The 15,076-nt window shown below is 67.9% G+C and carries 13 protein-coding genes and 2 pseudogenes; 7 read left to right on the top strand and 8 right to left on the bottom strand.

All coding sequences use genetic code 11. From position 1 onward, the window contains the following. The first annotated feature begins 25 nt into the window (after nucleotides 1-25). A complete protein-coding gene (locus AB0B25_RS22505; protein ID WP_357182700.1) occupies nucleotides 26-1,048 on the top strand; it encodes a hypothetical protein in 1,023 nt (340 codons plus the stop codon). Nucleotides 1,049-1,441: 393 nt separating this feature from the next. Here AB0B25_RS22505 and AB0B25_RS22500 read toward each other — a convergent pair. Then, nucleotides 1,442-1,648 (bottom strand): annotated as a pseudogene (locus AB0B25_RS22500) (DoxX family protein); the annotation flags it as partial. Beyond that, nucleotides 1,631-1,815 (bottom strand): annotated as a pseudogene (locus AB0B25_RS22495) (12-oxophytodienoate reductase); the annotation flags it as partial. The pseudogenes AB0B25_RS22500 and AB0B25_RS22495, both read right to left, overlap by 18 nt. 208 nt (nucleotides 1,816-2,023) lie before the next feature. Here AB0B25_RS22495 and AB0B25_RS22490 point away from each other — a divergent pair. Continuing rightward, nucleotides 2,024-2,593, top strand: coding sequence for a helix-turn-helix domain-containing protein (locus tag AB0B25_RS22490; RefSeq protein WP_357182697.1), 570 nt, complete (start codon nucleotides 2,024-2,026; stop codon nucleotides 2,591-2,593). 44 nt (nucleotides 2,594-2,637) lie between these two features. Here the strand turns inward: AB0B25_RS22490 and AB0B25_RS22485 are convergent, their stop codons facing one another. From AB0B25_RS22485 to AB0B25_RS22475, 3 genes are all read right to left on the bottom strand, one after another. Further along, entirely contained in the window at nucleotides 2,638-3,147 is a 510-nt protein-coding gene (locus AB0B25_RS22485) for a DUF3558 domain-containing protein (protein ID WP_357182694.1), read from the bottom strand. Between the two features lie 683 nt (nucleotides 3,148-3,830). Further along, nucleotides 3,831-4,688 carry a hypothetical protein gene (locus AB0B25_RS22480; protein WP_357182692.1) on the bottom strand — a complete coding sequence of 286 codons (858 nt, stop codon included), beginning with the start codon at nucleotides 4,686-4,688 and terminating at the stop codon, nucleotides 3,831-3,833. Beyond that, nucleotides 4,685-5,485 carry a MerR family transcriptional regulator gene (locus AB0B25_RS22475; protein ID WP_357182689.1) on the bottom strand — a complete coding sequence of 267 codons (801 nt, stop codon included), beginning with the start codon at nucleotides 5,483-5,485 and terminating at the stop codon, nucleotides 4,685-4,687. The genes AB0B25_RS22480 and AB0B25_RS22475 overlap by 4 nt, the downstream gene beginning before the upstream one ends. A 309-nt stretch (nucleotides 5,486-5,794) precedes the next feature. On the opposite strand from AB0B25_RS22475, the gene AB0B25_RS22470 reads away from it, so the two are divergent. Then, the gene (locus AB0B25_RS22470; protein ID WP_357182687.1) at nucleotides 5,795-6,214 is read left to right on the top strand and encodes a VOC family protein; all 420 of its coding nucleotides are present in this window, start codon (nucleotides 5,795-5,797) and stop codon (nucleotides 6,212-6,214) included. Nucleotides 6,215-6,263: 49 nt separating this feature from the next. Next, nucleotides 6,264-9,035 (top strand): phosphoenolpyruvate carboxylase, encoded by a 2,772-nt coding sequence (ppc, locus tag AB0B25_RS22465; RefSeq protein ID WP_357182684.1) that lies wholly within the window; start codon nucleotides 6,264-6,266, stop codon nucleotides 9,033-9,035. A gap of 64 nt (nucleotides 9,036-9,099) precedes the next feature. On the opposite strand, the gene AB0B25_RS22460 is transcribed toward ppc, so the two are convergent. The 3 genes from AB0B25_RS22460 to AB0B25_RS22450 are packed head-to-tail and all read right to left on the bottom strand — an operon-like array spanning nucleotide 9,100 to nucleotide 11,359. Next, a complete protein-coding gene (locus tag AB0B25_RS22460) occupies nucleotides 9,100-9,507 on the bottom strand; it encodes a RidA family protein (protein WP_357182682.1) in 408 nt (135 codons plus the stop codon). Beyond that, nucleotides 9,504-10,280 carry an IclR family transcriptional regulator gene (locus AB0B25_RS22455; RefSeq protein WP_357182680.1) on the bottom strand — a complete coding sequence of 259 codons (777 nt, stop codon included), beginning with the start codon at nucleotides 10,278-10,280 and terminating at the stop codon, nucleotides 9,504-9,506. The genes AB0B25_RS22460 and AB0B25_RS22455 overlap by 4 nt, the downstream gene beginning before the upstream one ends. Beyond that, nucleotides 10,277-11,359, bottom strand: coding sequence for a sugar kinase (locus AB0B25_RS22450; RefSeq protein ID WP_357182677.1), 1,083 nt, complete (start codon nucleotides 11,357-11,359; stop codon nucleotides 10,277-10,279). The genes AB0B25_RS22455 and AB0B25_RS22450 overlap by 4 nt, the downstream gene beginning before the upstream one ends. A 146-nt stretch (nucleotides 11,360-11,505) precedes the next feature. Between AB0B25_RS22450 and AB0B25_RS22445 the strand changes: the two genes are divergently transcribed. The 3 genes from AB0B25_RS22445 to AB0B25_RS22435 are packed head-to-tail and all read left to right on the top strand — an operon-like array spanning nucleotide 11,506 to nucleotide 15,075. Next, the gene (locus tag AB0B25_RS22445) at nucleotides 11,506-12,810 is read left to right on the top strand and encodes an amino acid deaminase (RefSeq protein ID WP_357182674.1); all 1,305 of its coding nucleotides are present in this window, start codon (nucleotides 11,506-11,508) and stop codon (nucleotides 12,808-12,810) included. A 13-nt stretch (nucleotides 12,811-12,823) separates the two neighbouring features. Then, a complete protein-coding gene (locus tag AB0B25_RS22440; RefSeq protein WP_357182672.1) occupies nucleotides 12,824-14,437 on the top strand; it encodes a D-aminoacylase in 1,614 nt (537 codons plus the stop codon). Continuing rightward, the gene (locus tag AB0B25_RS22435; protein ID WP_357182669.1) at nucleotides 14,434-15,075 is read left to right on the top strand and encodes a bifunctional 4-hydroxy-2-oxoglutarate aldolase/2-dehydro-3-deoxy-phosphogluconate aldolase; all 642 of its coding nucleotides are present in this window, start codon (nucleotides 14,434-14,436) and stop codon (nucleotides 15,073-15,075) included. Before AB0B25_RS22440 ends, AB0B25_RS22435 begins: the two co-directional genes overlap by 4 nt. The last annotated feature ends 1 nt before the right edge of the window (nucleotide 15,076 follow it).

The following is a 15,076-nucleotide window of genomic DNA, read 5'->3' as shown; positions in this document are numbered from 1 at the left end:
CTACGACTGTGATGGGTGGAAATCGATGAGTGCGCCGCGTGAGATCGCCGAACGGCTGCTGGACGCCCAGGTGGACTTCCTGCTCGCCGAGGTGACCGGCGACCGCTTCGCGGAGGTGGTCGCGCGCGACACCCAAGCCGTCCTCGCGGTCGCCGACACACTGGTCCTGCGCGACATGGTCGAGATCGAGCAGGCCAAGGACAGCGTCCGCACCGTCGTCGATCTGATCGGCGGCAGTCCGGTGCTCGCCGATCTGGTCGGCGTGCTCGCGGACTCCGTGTACGACCATATCGCCACCAACCACGACTACACGCTCGGTGAGGTGGTCGACCGCGAGCCGGTCGAGGCGCTGCTGGAGAAGATCTTCGGCATGCACCAGGCTCAGGAGCGCATCCTGGACCGCCTCACCGAGAGTCCGCTGGTCGCCGCGGTCGCCTCGAAGTTCGTCGACAAGCTGATCAACGACTTCGTGCAGGCCAACCGGGAGCGCGCCGAGAAGATCCCGGGCGTCTCCTCGCTCATGTCGCTCGGGCAGTCCGCCGCCAACCGGGCCAGGAAGGCCGCCGACAACAGTTTCGTGGGCGATCTGGCGGGCAAGGGCGCGCTGTTCGCGCTCAAGCGCACCAACAACGCCATCCGGGAGATGCTGCGGGATGCCCCAGTGCACGACGCCGCGATGGAATTCTGGGATCTGCATGCCGATGAGCCGGTCAGCGGTCTACGCGAATACCTGAGTCGAAAAGATCTCAACGAACTGGTGCTGCACTGCTATGAAATTGCGGTCACCACTCGGGAGAAGGAATACTTCGGCTTGCTCGTCGACGAGTGCGTCGAGGTGTTTTTCACCAAGTACGGCGACTACACCCTGGCCGCGATGCTGCCCGAACTCGGACTCATCGGCGACGACATCGCGAAGGAGATCTTGCGGTACGGACCGGCGGTGATCGAAGGCGCGAAGAAGAATGGCGTGCTGGCCTGGCTCATTCGCGAGCGCCTCGCACCTTTCTACACGTCCGACGCGGTACTGGGTATTCTCGCGGATGAATAGCGGCGCGACTCGGCCCGCGGCGGTGGAGGGTCGCCGCAGCACCCACCGGCCGCGCCGGCGCCGCGTGCCAGAACCACAGGCGCCCGGAAACCCGTCAGGCGAGGCTGTCGAGTGGTCTGCCATCAGGTGCGGACCAGCAGAACAACCGCAGCCACGAGCACGCCGAGGGACGGAGACGATGCCGTAACCCGCTCGGTGCGCCCGCATGCCAGGCAGATAGCGGTCCACTGCCCAACGGCCGGGCCCAGCGAGGGCCAGTGCCGCAGCACCTGCGGCAAGGGTGAGTTCATACTCCACGCCCGTCGGGGCGAAGAAGCTGCCGCTCCACTTCACGGCCACGGCGTTGACCATGATTCCGACGACCGCGGCCCCAGCGAGCGGGGTCAGGAGGCCCAGCGCGAGGCCGACCCCTCCGAGTAGTTCGCTCAGCCCGGCCGCCACAGCCATCGTCTTCCCCGACGGATAGCCGACGGAGGTGAAGAACTGTCCTGTGCCTTCGAGCCTCCCGCCGGAGAACCAGCCGAACAGCTTCTGCGCACCGTGGCGAACAAAGCCCTCGCCCCGCCCGTCCAGGACTTTCCTGGTGATGATCAGACCCACTCCGGCTGCGTGCGCCGAGCGTAGTAGGCGGCTACGTCCTCGCCGGGGACTCCTCCGGGCGAGAATGACCGGGTCATCGGGGACATGGTTATCCGGTTGGGGACGGTCAGCCGTCCCAGGCTGAACGGCCGGGACAGCGCTCGGGCTGCGGGGGATGTCACTGTGATGCTCCTCGAGCGTTTGCGGGGTAGGTCGTGCGCTGGGGTGGAATGGCGGGCCGGCGCACCGGCGCGGCTGGCTTGCCCGCTGGAGCGAGCGCTTTCGGCGCCCCACCCGGAGCGTCGCTCCGGTAGGGTGGGGCGGTGCCTCGGATTATTCGGAGCACTGCTCCGGTAGTCAACGGAGCGTCGCTCCGATTCGAGTGAGGTGCTGATCTTGCCGCCGTCTCGTGCTGATGCCCGCAAAAACCGTGACCTGCTTCTGGCTGCGGCGAGGGAGGCCGTCGCCGAGCACGGCACAAATGCTTCACTGCGCGACATAGCCCGTCGCGCGGGCGTTGGCATCGGCACGCTCTATCGCCACTTTCCCACCCGTGAAGCACTGCTCGAAGCCCTGGTCAACGCCAACTTCGACGCACTGCGCGCTCGGGCCGACAGCCTGCTTTCCGCATCCGCGCCGGGCGAAGCGCTCATGACGTGGCTCGGCGAACTGGCTGCTGGATCAGCTACATATCAGGGTCTGCCGGAGTCGATCATGAATGCGCTGGCGGATGAGGGGTCGGGACTGCACGCGCCCTGCGTTCAGATGCGTGTCGCAGGCGGGTGGCTGTTGGAACGCGCGCAACAAGCCGGCTCGGTCCGGCCCGATGTGACCGTCAGCGAGGTCATCGCGCTCGCCCTCGGACTTGCCTGGGCGGCCGAACGGTCGGTCGAACCCTCCGACCTGGCCGCCCGCCTGCTCTCCACGGCGATGTACGGGCTTGCCGACCGTGGGCGGTCACTATAGGAGCGGAATGGCGCCGCGAGGTCCGGCAAAGGGCGGATGGTTGCCTATTTCGGCAATCCGGGGACGATCGCCTCGCCGACGCTCTGCAACCGATCGCACGGGTTCGCGTCTGTGCTCTTGTTGACCAGGGTCAGTTGCAGCAGACCCTGCCGAGCGGGAAACACCATGTCGCACATCTGATCCTTGCCCGCGCCCTCCACTCGGAACTGGCGTCCGGTGCGTCCGGCTACCGTGACATCGGAGAAGTCGACATTGCCCGGCTTCCGCTCGAATTCGGCCACGGAGATGGCGGTGGAGAATACGCCGAGGGTGTAGTCAGCGCCCTTCCATCCGCACATCTCCCAGCCGGGCTGTTTGACACCGCCGACACCGGTCTGTTCGGTCGCCGGAACGAGTCCGGCGGCGGTGAGCGCGTCGTCGGGAATTCCGGTGCACGGATCGAACAGTGGCGTTGCCGCGCCGCTCGTGCCCGCCGCCCGCGTCGTGGTCGTGTCCGGTGCTCCCTCGTTCGCATCGCCGCAGGCGGCGAGTCCGAGCGCAAGTGCTATCGCCAAGGGAACCAATATGATTCGGTGCGCCATCCCGCCTTCACCTTCCGAAAGTGCTCGGGCCGGACTGTATCAGACCTGGCAGCCGGCCTCGATCGAGCGGGGTTGCTTGTCGTTTCCCCGAGTCCGAGTTCAACACTCGTGAGTTCGACGGTCGACGAACGTGGTGAAACCCACTGTCGCGCCCGATCGGGACTGCGCCGACACGGATCTGGTTGGTCGGGTCGGCCAATGCGGATCGCTTCGCCCGCACAGTTGTGGCGACTGGTGATCAGCTAGCCAGACGCGGGAACTCATCGCCGGTCTCGGCGTCGAAGACTCGCGTCGATCTGGTGAGGATCACTCCCGCACCGAGCTTGGCACCCTTCCGAACACGAGCGCTTTCGACGACCATCGACCGCGAGCCGATACGCGTCGTCCTCGATGATCACCCGGAGCGGCATTGGGTGGCTCCAGCATTCCACCGCTGCCCGCACCGCCGGCCAGATGAACATTGCGCCCGATCTGCGCGCCGGATCCGACGGTGGCCCATGTATCCACACACTCACCGAGGGCCTCCTGAACTGCAAATGTGGCTCTACCAAGGTTGAGTTTCACCCCAGCAACCCACGCGGTTCTGCAGAACGAGGCCTCCGGCCCCTACCTCAATCGGCCCTCATACCGTCGAGAACAAGACCACGGCATGCGACTCAGGTCTTGTGGTGGGCGGCATGGGCGCGGAGCTGCGCGACAGTGGAGTCCGGATCCTCAGCGAAGTAACGGAAGGTGCGGGCCTCCGCCCGTTTGCCCAACGGTCGGGTAAATGATATCGGTTCCGTCAATTCCACGGTGACCGTCGTCTGGCTGGCCACGGCGAGGTCTGCTCTGCCGTCGCCGTCCACGGCTGCCAGCCCGCTCTCGGGGTAGCGGCGTTCCACGCGCGCCGAGGCTATGCGATGGGCGGGGATGCGGATGTCGAGCAGCGCTCCGTAGCGCAGCCGCAGTGAGCCGTCAGCGCCGACGACATGCGGGCGTACGACGCAGGACGCATGCAAAGCGATAAGGAAGAACACTCCCCAGATGTCGAGTCCGAGAACGATGGTGTGCACCACGGGCCAGGGTATGAGGTACGCGAGAGCCACTGTCTCTATGACGCAGACGACGAGGAAGCCGTACATGATGGCCGTCTGCCCAGAGGCATAGGGCACCGCCATGTCGCCCTCGTGCACACCATGCGGCCCGCGACGAGTCACCCAACGCAGAAAACTGGTGAACAGACGCGACTCGTGCACGACGAGCTTGCCTACGACTATGGGAACTGCATCCGTCACGGCAGCGACGACGGCATCGCGCCAGGTTAGTCCAGCGCGCCGGTGATGGTGAGAGTCCAGCGTCAGTAGGATGGCCGCGGCCAGCATCACGGCGACCACCGCCAGCTCCACAGCCACGCGCGCGGGCGGTGCGATGCGTACGCCCGCCGAGAGGCACACCACCAGAATCAATTCGCCGGGAATCACTGCCGCGAACGCCCACCGTACCGTCCTGCGCAGTGCCTGCAGCCCTTTCATCGGGTCCGCTCCTGCAGTAGTTGGATGGCGCGGCGGATAGCCGCTGTCTGTGCGGGCGCGAAGTCCGCGAAGAACGCCGCGGCGAAACCGCCCTCGCTCGCCGCCTGCCACTGTTCGCCGGGGACATTCATCGTTTCGAGCAACCCTTCCGGCATGTTGTCGGCAATGGCACGGGCCGCCTGCGCCACACGCGGATCATCTTCTGGCGCCCCCGACAGCTCGTCGAGCTGGGCATAGACCTCGTACGCCCGCGCGATGAGCTTCGGATCGGACCTCAGCGCGTGCGTCATCTCGGTGATCCAGCCGCGGTCACCGCCCGGGGTGTTGGTCTCCAGCAATGCCAGCAGCTCGCGTTCTTTGGCCGCCATTGCGGGCTCCGGCCCGGAAAGTTCGGCAGCAGCGCGGGACATGTCGTCGAACAGCGCAGCGAGCGCTGGAGAAACCGGCGCCTCGGTGGACAGTCCGCCGCCGTCCTCCGCCGGTCGCAGCAGTTGCGCCAAGCGGGCGCGTCGCTGCCGGATGACCTCCTGCTGACGTGCCAGATCCGCGTCGAGCTCGTCGAGCACTTCGACCAAGTCCTTGCCCGCGTCCGCTGCCAGCGCGTCGCGGACCTCGTCCAGGCTCAATCCCAGCTCCGTGAGACGGCGGATGCGGGCGAGCCGAACCGCGTCGCGCAGCACGTACCGGCGGTAGCCGTTGGGTTGGCGTGGGGGCTCGGGCAGCAGTCCGATGCGATGGTAGTGCCGCACGGCGCGTGTGGTGATGCCGACCACATCGGCGAGCTCTTTGATCCGCATGCGTCAAGTAGAAACGTTGTCGCTGCGACAGTGTCAAGGGAATCGGTCGGGGTAGATATCCTCCGGTGGCTTCCCGGGAAAACCCTCTGACGTGGTCGCCGACAACGAAATCCTAGCGGCGCTGCCTCGGGCGAGTGCTCGTCACCCTATGGCTGCCGACTGCTCAGCGGGATGTCGGCCGACCTTCGACGCGGGGCGTGCCACGGTCCGCTGTCGCTGGTGTAGCAGTTGTCGTGGCAACCGATGAATTCGCTGAGTCCCCGCTGTCTGTACTGTTGCCCGTCCCGAGAAGTAGAAAGTGCGCACACCATGAGCAACGGCAAGGACCTCGCCCTCACCCACATCGGATTGTTGGTCGGTGACCAGGGTGCGGCGCTCGAGTTCTATCGCGATGTGATCGGCCTCGAGGTGCGCGCGGACATGGCATTCGCCGGTGGGCGGTGGGTGACTGTCGGGCCGGCTGACCAACCAGGCATCGAGTTCATCCTCGAGGTTCCCGCGATGGTGCCGGACGAAGCGGCCCGCGCGGCGGCGCAGGCGCGGCTGGCCAGCGGTGCGCAGGGCACGCTCATCTTCACCACCGACGCCGTGGACGACGCCTTCGCCAGGTTGCGTGACGCGGGGGTGGAGGTGACGCAGGAGCCGATCAGTCAGCCCTACGGCGTACGTGACTGCGGATTCCGCGACCCCTGGGGAAACAACCTGCGTTTCTCCCAGTTCCCGGGCTGACCCGCGACGCGCCGACACCCGCCCGACGCCGGGGCAATACTGTCGGAGCATGGGCGAATCGACGATCGAGACCCACCACGACGCCACCCGGCCGTTGCGCGACGACATCCGGTTTCTCGGTGGCGTGCTGGGTGACACCATCCGTGATCACGAGGGGCCGGAGGTCTTCGACCTCATCGAACGCGTGCGCGTCGAAGCGTTCCGGATCCGCCGCGAGGAGGTCGAGCGAAGCGCTGTCGCGGAGATGCTGGACGGCGTCGATATCGCGGTGGCCCTGCCGCTGATCCGTGCGTTCAGCTACTTCGTGCTGCTGGCGAATCTGGCGGAGGACCTGCAGCGCGATCGGCGTCGCGCCGCGCACGAGGCGGCCGGGGAGCCGCCGCAGGATTCCTCGCTGGCGGCGACCTACCGCAAGCTGGACGCAGCCGCGCCGGAGGGAGGCCGGGTCGCGGATCTGCTGGTGGACGCGCTGGTGTCGCCGGTGATCACCGCACACCCGACCGAGACCCGCCGCCGCACGGTATTCGACGCGCAGACCCGGATCACCGAACTGATGCGCCTGCGCCAGCGCTACACCGAGACCGAACGCGAGCGCGCCGATCTCGAGCTACGGATCCGTCGTCAGGTGCTGAGCCTGTGGCGCACCGCGCTGATCCGGTTGGCACGCCTACGGATCCAGGACGAGATCTCGGTGGGACTGCGGTACTACGACCTCACCCTGTTCGACGTGATTCCGGCGATCAACGCGCAGGTGCGTGCCGCGCTGCGGGCACGCTGGCCGGAGGTCGAGTTGCTGGCGCGTCCGATCCTGCGCCCCGGCTCGTGGATCGGTGGTGACCGCGACGGAAACCCCTACGTGACCGCCGAGGTCGTCCGTCAGGCGGCGGACCGGGCCGCGACCGTCGCCTTCGAGCGCTATCTGGGCGAGTTGGTCGAGCTGGAGAAAACGCTGGCGCTCTCGGCGCGTCTCGTCGCGGTGACACCCGAGGTGGCCGCCCTAGCCACCACTGGCTACCCCGATCCGGCGACGCACGCCGACGAGCCGTATCGCCGTGCGCTGCATCATATTCGGGGACGTATGACCGCCACGGCGAAGGCAGCGCTCAGTACGGTTCCGTCGGACGGCCTCGATGTCGGGGCGCTGCCCTATCCCACGCCGCAGGCGGTGCTCGACGACCTCGAAGCGGTGGATGCCTCGCTGCGGGCCGGCGGGGACGATCTGCTCGCCGACGACCGGCTCGCCAGGCTGCGCCACGCGGTGGAGACGTTCGGCTTCCACCTGCAGGCCTTGGACATGCGGCAGAACTCCGAGGTGCACGAGCAGGTGGTTGCCGAGTTGCTGGCCTGGGCAGGTGTGCACCCGGATTACCCGAGTCTGCCCGAGCAGCGGCGGGTGGAGTTGCTCGCGGCCGAGCTGAGCACCCGCCGCCCGCTGCTGGGTCCGCATGCTCGGCTCAGCGAGCTCGCCGCGAAGGAACTCGACATCGTCCGCGCCGCACGAGATGTCGTGGCCACGCTCGGCGCGGAGGCGATACCCACCTACATCATCAGCATGTGTACCTCGGTCAGTGACCTGCTGGAGGCCGCGCTGCTGTTGAAAGAGGGCGGGCTGCTCGATCCCGGCGAGCCGGACAGGGCCCCGAGCTGCTCGGTGGGCATCGTGCCGCTGTTCGAGACCATCGAGGACTTGAGCGCCGGTGCGGCGACCCTGTCCGCGGCACTGGCGGTTCCGTTCTACCGCGATCTGGTGACCGCACAGGGAATGCGTCAGGAAGTGATGCTCGGCTACTCCGACTCCAACAAGGACGGCGGTTATCTGGCCGCCAACTGGGCACTGTACCGCGCGGAGCTGGATCTGATCGATGTCGCGCGCGAGACCGGTATCCGATTGCGGCTGTTCCACGGTCGCGGCGGTACCGTCGGTCGGGGTGGGGGACGCAGTTACGACGCCATTCTCGCCCAGCCCGCCGGCGCGGTGCGCGGTGCGCTGCGGCTCACCGAGCAGGGCGAGGTGATCGCCGCCAAATACGCCGAACCCGGTGCGGCGCACCGCAATCTGGAGTCACTCATCGCGGGCACTTTGGAATCCACGTTGCTCGACGTGGAGGGACTCGGCCCGGACGCGGAGCCGTCCTACGAGATCATGGACGAGCTGGCGACGCGCGCCCGCGCGGCGTACGCGCACCTGGTGCACGAAACCCCGGGATTCGTGCAGTATTTCCGGCAGTCCACGCCGGTCGCCGAGGTCGGCGACCTGAATATCGGCAGCAGGCCGGCTTCGCGCAAGCCGACGGCCTCGGTCGCCGACCTCCGCGCCATTCCCTGGGTGATGTCCTGGAGTCAGGCGCGGGTGATGCTGCCCGGCTGGTACGGGACCGGGACCGCGCTCGAGGAGTGGATCGACGGCGACCCGGAACGCTTGGCGACGCTGGCCGATCTGTACCGCCGATGGCCGTTCTTCCGCACGGTGCTGTCGAACCTGGCCCAGGTGATGGCCAAGAGCGATCTCGACATCGCCGCTCGCTACGCCGAACTGGTCGAGGATGTGCAGTTGCGGGAACGGATCTTCGGCATGATCCGCGCCGAGCACGCCCGCACCGTCCGCGTGCACGCCGCGATCACCGGCAACGACCACCTGCTCGCCGACAATCCCTCACTGGCCGAGTCGATCCACAACCGCTTTCCCTACCTGGAACCGCTCAATCAGATGCAGGTGGAACTCCTGCGTCGCCTACGCGCCGGCGATGATTCGGAGTTGGTGAAACGAGGAATCCTGTTGACCATGAACGGCTTGGCGACCGCACTGCGCAACTCCGGCTGACCGAGTGCGGTGACCGCGGCGCTTCGGCACGGGAGGCAGCCCGCGCCGAGCGCTGGCGGCGGTGTCAGGCGGCGACGATGGCGACGGCGTCGATCTCGACGAGCATGTCGGGGTGCGGGAGTCCGGTGAACACGGTGGTGCGGCTGGGCAGCACACCGCTGGCGGTATTGGCGGTGACGAACTCGCCGTAGGCGTCGTTCATCGCGGCGAAGTCGTCACGGGTGGTGAGGTAGACGCGCAGCATGACGATGTCGTCGAAGCTGGCGCCGCTGGCCTCGACGACCGCCTTGACGTTGCGCAGGACGCGGACCGTCTGTCCCGCGACGTCACCCTGGTGCAGGTACTCGCCGGTGGCGGGGTCTACCGAGCCCTGGCCGGAGACCTGCACGAACGGGCCTTTGCGTACGCCCTGGGAGAAGGTGTGCGCCGGGGCGGGCGCGTCGGTGGTACGGATGGCGATCTTCTCGCTCATGGTCGGCCTTTCGTGGGGATCGTGACCCGGCTGGGAGTCCAGCCGAGTTCGGCGGAGATGGCCTCGGCTGTCGCGCGAACCCGCGGCAGTTCGGCCAGCACCTGGTCGTGTTCGAGCAGCATGTCCGGCACCGACATGGAGACTGCCGCGACTACGGCGCCGGTGCCGTCGTGTATCGGAACGCCGATGCAGTTCACGAAGCTCTCGTGCTCCTCGTGGTCCTCGGCATAGCCCTGTGCCACGACTTTTTCCAGTTCCTGGAGGTAGCGCTCCGGTGTGCGGATGGTGCGTTCGGTGAACGGGCGGTAGTCGATCTGCTCGGCGATCGACGGCCACTCCGCGCGCGGCCGTGCCGACACCAGCACTTTGCCGACCGCGGTGCAGTGCAGCGGGGCGGGCCGCCCGATCCGTGAGTACATGCGCACACTCTCGGTGGCGTCGAACTTGTCGATGTAGATCGCCTCGCCGGACTCGTAGGTGGCGAGATGGATCGTCTGCTTCGTCGCGGCATTGAGCGCGGTGAGGTGCGGGCGTGCCAGGGTCCGCACGTCGCGCTGCTCGAGTGTGCGGTTGGCCAGCTCGAACAGCCGCGAACCCAGCATGTACCGGTGTTGGCTGTCGTGGGTCACGAAGCGCTGTGCCTCCATGGTCTGCAGCAGGCGCAGCACGGTCGACTTGTGCACCCCCAGCTGGTTCGCCAACTGGTCCAGCGACTGGGAGTCCTCACCCAGCGACACGAGGATGGTCAATGCACGCGACAAACTCTGGCTCATGACGCCCTATTCTCGGTGACTACGGCATCGCTGTAATACAGCTCGGCCCAAGCGGATTCCTCCAGCGTGGCCAGCCGCTCCAGCATCGAGCGGGGCGGAAGCAGGGGCACATCGCCGGGGCCGGTGAGCGCTGCCGCGGCACACAGGTGCCCGAGGCGCAGGCGCTGCTCCAGCGGCCTGTGGTGCAGGAGCGCGGCCAGATAGCCGCCCGCGAACGCGTCGCCGGCGCCGATGCGTTCGGTGACGTCGAGTCGCAGCGCGGGCACTTCGACGCGCTGGGTTCCGTCGAAGCCGGTGACCGTGTGCGCGTCGTTCTTGACGATCAGCTGCCGTGGTTCGGGAAACAGCGCGCGCAGTTCGTCGGCGTGCCCGGTGCCGAACACCGCGAGCGCTTCGTCGGCGCCGAGGAACACCACGTCGCTGCCGCGCACGTGGCGCGCGAGGATCTCGGTGGCCGCGATGGTGCGGCCGGTCCACAGCGCGGGGCGGAAATTCAGGTCGAAGCTCACCAGCCTGCCCTCGCGCGGGAGCGCGATCAGGGCCTCGGTGAGTTCGGTGGCCGACTCCGACAGCGCGGTGGTGATGCCGGTGAAGTGGATCAGTTCGCAACCTGCGAGCAATCGGGCGGCGGACTCGGCGGTGAGATCGGCCTGCGACAGCGCGCTGGCCGCGGATCCGGTGCGGTAGTACAGCATTCGGCTCACCCGCTCGCCCAGATCGGTCGGTCGGCCGGAGCCGCCACCGCGCTCCTTGACGTACATCGCCGTAGGTCGTCGCGGATCGGTGCCGACCGCCGACACGTCCACACCGCGGTCGGCCAGATGGTGCACGAGATACCGGCCGAACCCGTCGTCGCCGACTCGGGACAGCCACGCCGCGTCCACGCCCAGTTGGGCCAGCACGGTGGCCACGTTCGCCTCGGCGCCGCCCACGGTCCGGTCGAAGGTCTCGGACTCCTCCAGCGGGCCCGGTTGGGCCACCAGAACCGCGAGTCCTTCGCCGACGGTCACCACCCGTGGGCGGCTCGACGTGCGCGACGGGCGGGTGTTCGTCCGCTCGGGCGCGTTGAGCCACGTCACACGGATCTCCTCTCTGCTCTTGCGGGCACTGGCCCTTGCGTGCAGAATAGCCAGACCAAACGCAATGTGCAACAAGCGTTGCGCATACTGCAATAGTGGGTAATGGCAATCAGATATGCACGCGGGCCTAGTCAGGAAGGAGCCTCGTGTCGATAGACAACGCAGCCGTGGCAGCACTCGGGGACCGCACGATCGGTCCCGAGCACAAAGGCATGCCGCCCGAGTCCTGGGGGCGTACTGTGCGTGAGTTCCTGGCCACCGCACCGACTCTCGACCGACTCGAGACGCCGATCCTGACCATCGATCGCGCGGCGGTCGCGGCGAACATCGCGATCATGGCCGACTGGGTGGGCGCGGCGGGTGTGCGGTTGGCGCCGCACGGCAAGACCACGATGGCTCCGCAGTTGTGGGCCGACCAGCTGGCTGCCGGATCGTGGGGGATCACGCTGGCTACTATCTGGCAGACGCAGGTGGCGCGCTCGTTCGGCGTCGGGCGGGTACTGCTGGCCAATTCGCTGGTCGATCCGGTCGGATTGCGCTGGGTGGCGGCGGAATCAGCGCGCGACCCGTCCTTCGAGTTCACCTGCTGGGCCGACAGCGTCGAAACCGTCGCGTTGATGCAGGAGCAGCTGAGCGCACTGCCGGGCGCGCAGCGGATCCGGGTGCTGGTGGAACTCGGCGGGCCGCACGGCCGCACCGGGGCGCGCACCGTCGAGCAGGCCCTTGCCGTGGCGAGGGAGATCGACGCGGCGTCGCGACTGACGCTGGCAGGCGTCGGTGGGTACGAAGGCGCCCTCGCGCACGACCGCACGCCAGACGGCATCCGTGCGGTGCGCGACTATCTCGACGGACTCGAGCGCCTGCATCGCGAGATCGACGCGGCGGGACTGTATCGCGGCCCCGCGATCGTCACCGCGGGCGGCAGCGCGTACCCCGACCTCGTGGTCGAGCGCCTCGCCCCGCTCGCGGACGAAGAGGGCGCGCGCGGCACGGTGACGACGGTCGTGCTGCGTTCCGGCGCGTACCTCATCCATGACGACGGCTTCTACGCGGGCATTTCACCCTTGGCGCCGCCGCGCAGCGAGAAGCCGCTGCGCTCGGCGATGCACGGTTGGGCGCGCGCTCTTTCCCGACCCGAGCCGACGCTCGCCTTGCTGGACGCGGGGAAGCGCGATCTTCCCTACGATGAGGGGCTTCCGGTCCCGCAACGCGTTGCGGGACCGGAAGGCGCTGCCCTGGATCCGGACGCGACGGTGTCGGCGCTCAACGACCAGCACACCTTCCTGCGCCTGCCGGGCGGCGCCGCAACGGAATTGCCGATCGGCACCGTGGTGCGCCTCGGGCTGTCGCATCCGTGCACCGCTTTCGACAAGTGGCGGCTCATCCCCGTGATCGACGACGCCGAGGCCCCGATGCCGCGTGTCGTCGACTTCCTGCACACCTTCTTCTGATGAGCCGAAACCCATGACCGACTTACTGTTCCGCGCTGTCGAGATCATCGACGGCACCGGCGGCCCGCGCTCACGTGGTGACGTCCTCGTCGAGCACGGGCGCATCGCCCGGATCGCCGAACCGGGCGTCATCGAGAGTGCTGATCGGATCATCGACGCAGGTCCCGGCGCCGTGCTGTGCCCAGGCTTCATCGACATGCACGCCCATTCCGATTTGCATCTGCTGACCGAGCCCGGACACTTTCCGAAGGTCAGCCAGGGCATCACCACCGAAGTGATCGGGCAGGACGGGCTGTCCTACGCCCCGGTCGACGACGTCGCCCTCGCGGTGGTGCGTCGCCAGATCGCCGGGTGGAACGGCAATCCCGCGGATCTGGACTTCTCCTGGCGCAGCGTCGCGGAATACCTCGACCGGCTCGACCAGGGCATTACGCCGAACGCGGCGTACCTGGTTCCGCAGGGCACGCTGCGGTTGCTGGTCGTCGGCGCCGAACAGCGCGCGGCGACCCCGGCCGAGATCCAGCGGATGCGGGAGCTACTCGCCCAGGGGTTGCGCGAGGGTGCGGTCGGCATGTCGAGCGGACTCACCTACACGCCGGGAATGTATGCCGACACCGGCGAATTGGCCGCGTTGTGCGAGGTGGTCGCCGACTTCGGCGGCTTCTACGCGCCGCACACCCGCTCTTATGGCGCCGGTGCGCTGGCGGCCTACGCCGAGATGATCGAACTGGCACGGACGACCGGATGTGCCCTTCATCTCACCCACGCCACGATGAACTTCGGTGTGAACCGCGGGCGGGCACCGGAATTCCTCGCCCTCGTCGACGCGGCGCGGGCCGAGGGCTGTGACATCACGCTGGACACCTACCCCTATCTACCCGGCTCGACCACGCTCTCGGCATTGCTGCCGAGCTGGGCCATGTCCGGCGGCCCGGATGCCGCGTTGGCGCGGCTGGACGATCCGGCGGCTCGGGCGCGAATCACCGTGGATGTCGACGTGAACGGCTCCGACGGCTGCCACGGCGTCACCGTCGAATGGCAGACCATCCAGATCAGCGGCGTCGGCACTGCGGCGTTGGACCAGTACGTCGGCAAGACGGTCCAGCAGATCGCCGCCGACCGCGGCGTCGCCCCGGTCGAGGTGTTCTTCGACCTGCTGCGCCGTGACCAGTTGGCCACCACGATTCTCCAGCATGTCGGGCATGAGGAGAACGTGCGCGCGATCATGGTGCATCCCGCGCATATGGGCGGTAGCGATGCGTTGCTCGTCGGCGACCGCCCCCATCCTCGGGCGTGGGGCACGTTTCCGCGCTATCTCGGTCATTATGTGCGCGATCTCGGTGTGCTCGGGCTGGAGGACTGCGTGCACCACCTGACCGGACGGCCCGCCGACCGACTCCGGCTGCGCGACCGCGGCCTGGTCCGGCCCGGCTACGCCGCTGATCTCGTGGTGTTCGACCCGGCGACCGTCGCGGACGCGGCGACCTTCGACCACCCGAAACAGCAGGCGCGGGGCATCCGGCACGTGCTCGTCAACGGCGAGTTCGCGATCGAGAACGGCGCCCCCACCGGACATCTCGCGGGCCGCGCGCTGCGCAGGGATCCCGCTCGGAAGGAGACAGTGTGAACGCGACCTCGTCCATCACGGCATCCGCCGTGGACGTCATCCGGGCCGATCGGGTGCTCAGCGTGGTCCGCGCCCCCGAGATCCCGGATCCGGTGTCGCTGGCGGATGCGCTGGCGCGCTCGGGAATTCGCGCGGTCGAACTGACCTTCACCACCCCCGGCGTGCTGGGCCATCTCGCCGCCGCGGCCGAGGTGAAGGGCGCCGTGGTCGGCGTAGGCACCGTGACGACAGCCGATCAGGCCGAGGCCGCCATAGACAGCGGCGCCCGGTTCCTGGTCACTCCTGGCGTGCGTGCGGAGGTCGCCGCCGTCGCGGTGCGTCGCGACATCCCCGTTGTCATGGGCGCGTTCACCGCCACCGAGGTCATGCAGGCGCTCGATCACGGCGCGGCGGCGGTGAAGATCTTCCCGGCCAGGGCGTTGGGCCCCGGCTACCTGAAGGACCTACGCGGTCCGTTCCCCGACGTGGCGTTCATCCCTTCCGGTGGCGTCAACGCAGGCAATGCCGTCGAATTCCTCGCTTGCGGCGCGGTCGCCGTGAGCGCGGGAACCGATGTCGTTGCCCCTTCCGATGTCGCCGCGGGCCGTTGGTTCGCCATCGCCTCGCGTGCGGCGTCGTTCGTTCGATCCATGAATTGAG

The organism is Nocardia sp. NPDC049190 (genome assembly GCF_040648115.1).
Taxonomy (GTDB): domain Bacteria; phylum Actinomycetota; class Actinomycetes; order Mycobacteriales; family Mycobacteriaceae; genus Nocardia.
This window is presented reverse-complemented; position numbering and strand designations above follow the sequence as displayed.

Coding starts and splice junctions, on each gene's coding strand:
- AB0B25_RS22505 (WP_357182700.1), top strand. CDS start 26: ATGAGTGCGCCGCGTGAGATCGCCGAACGGCTGCTGGACGCCCAGGTG.
- AB0B25_RS22480 (WP_357182692.1), bottom strand. CDS start 4,688: ATGAAAGGGCTGCAGGCACTGCGCAGGACGGTACGGTGGGCGTTCGCG.
- AB0B25_RS22475 (WP_357182689.1), bottom strand. CDS start 5,485: ATGCGGATCAAAGAGCTCGCCGATGTGGTCGGCATCACCACACGCGCC.
- AB0B25_RS22470 (WP_357182687.1), top strand. CDS start 5,795: ATGAGCAACGGCAAGGACCTCGCCCTCACCCACATCGGATTGTTGGTC.
- ppc (WP_357182684.1), top strand. CDS start 6,264: ATGGGCGAATCGACGATCGAGACCCACCACGACGCCACCCGGCCGTTG.
- AB0B25_RS22460 (WP_357182682.1), bottom strand. CDS start 9,507: ATGAGCGAGAAGATCGCCATCCGTACCACCGACGCGCCCGCCCCGGCG.
- AB0B25_RS22455 (WP_357182680.1), bottom strand. CDS start 10,280: ATGAGCCAGAGTTTGTCGCGTGCATTGACCATCCTCGTGTCGCTGGGT.
- AB0B25_RS22440 (WP_357182672.1), top strand. CDS start 12,824: ATGACCGACTTACTGTTCCGCGCTGTCGAGATCATCGACGGCACCGGC.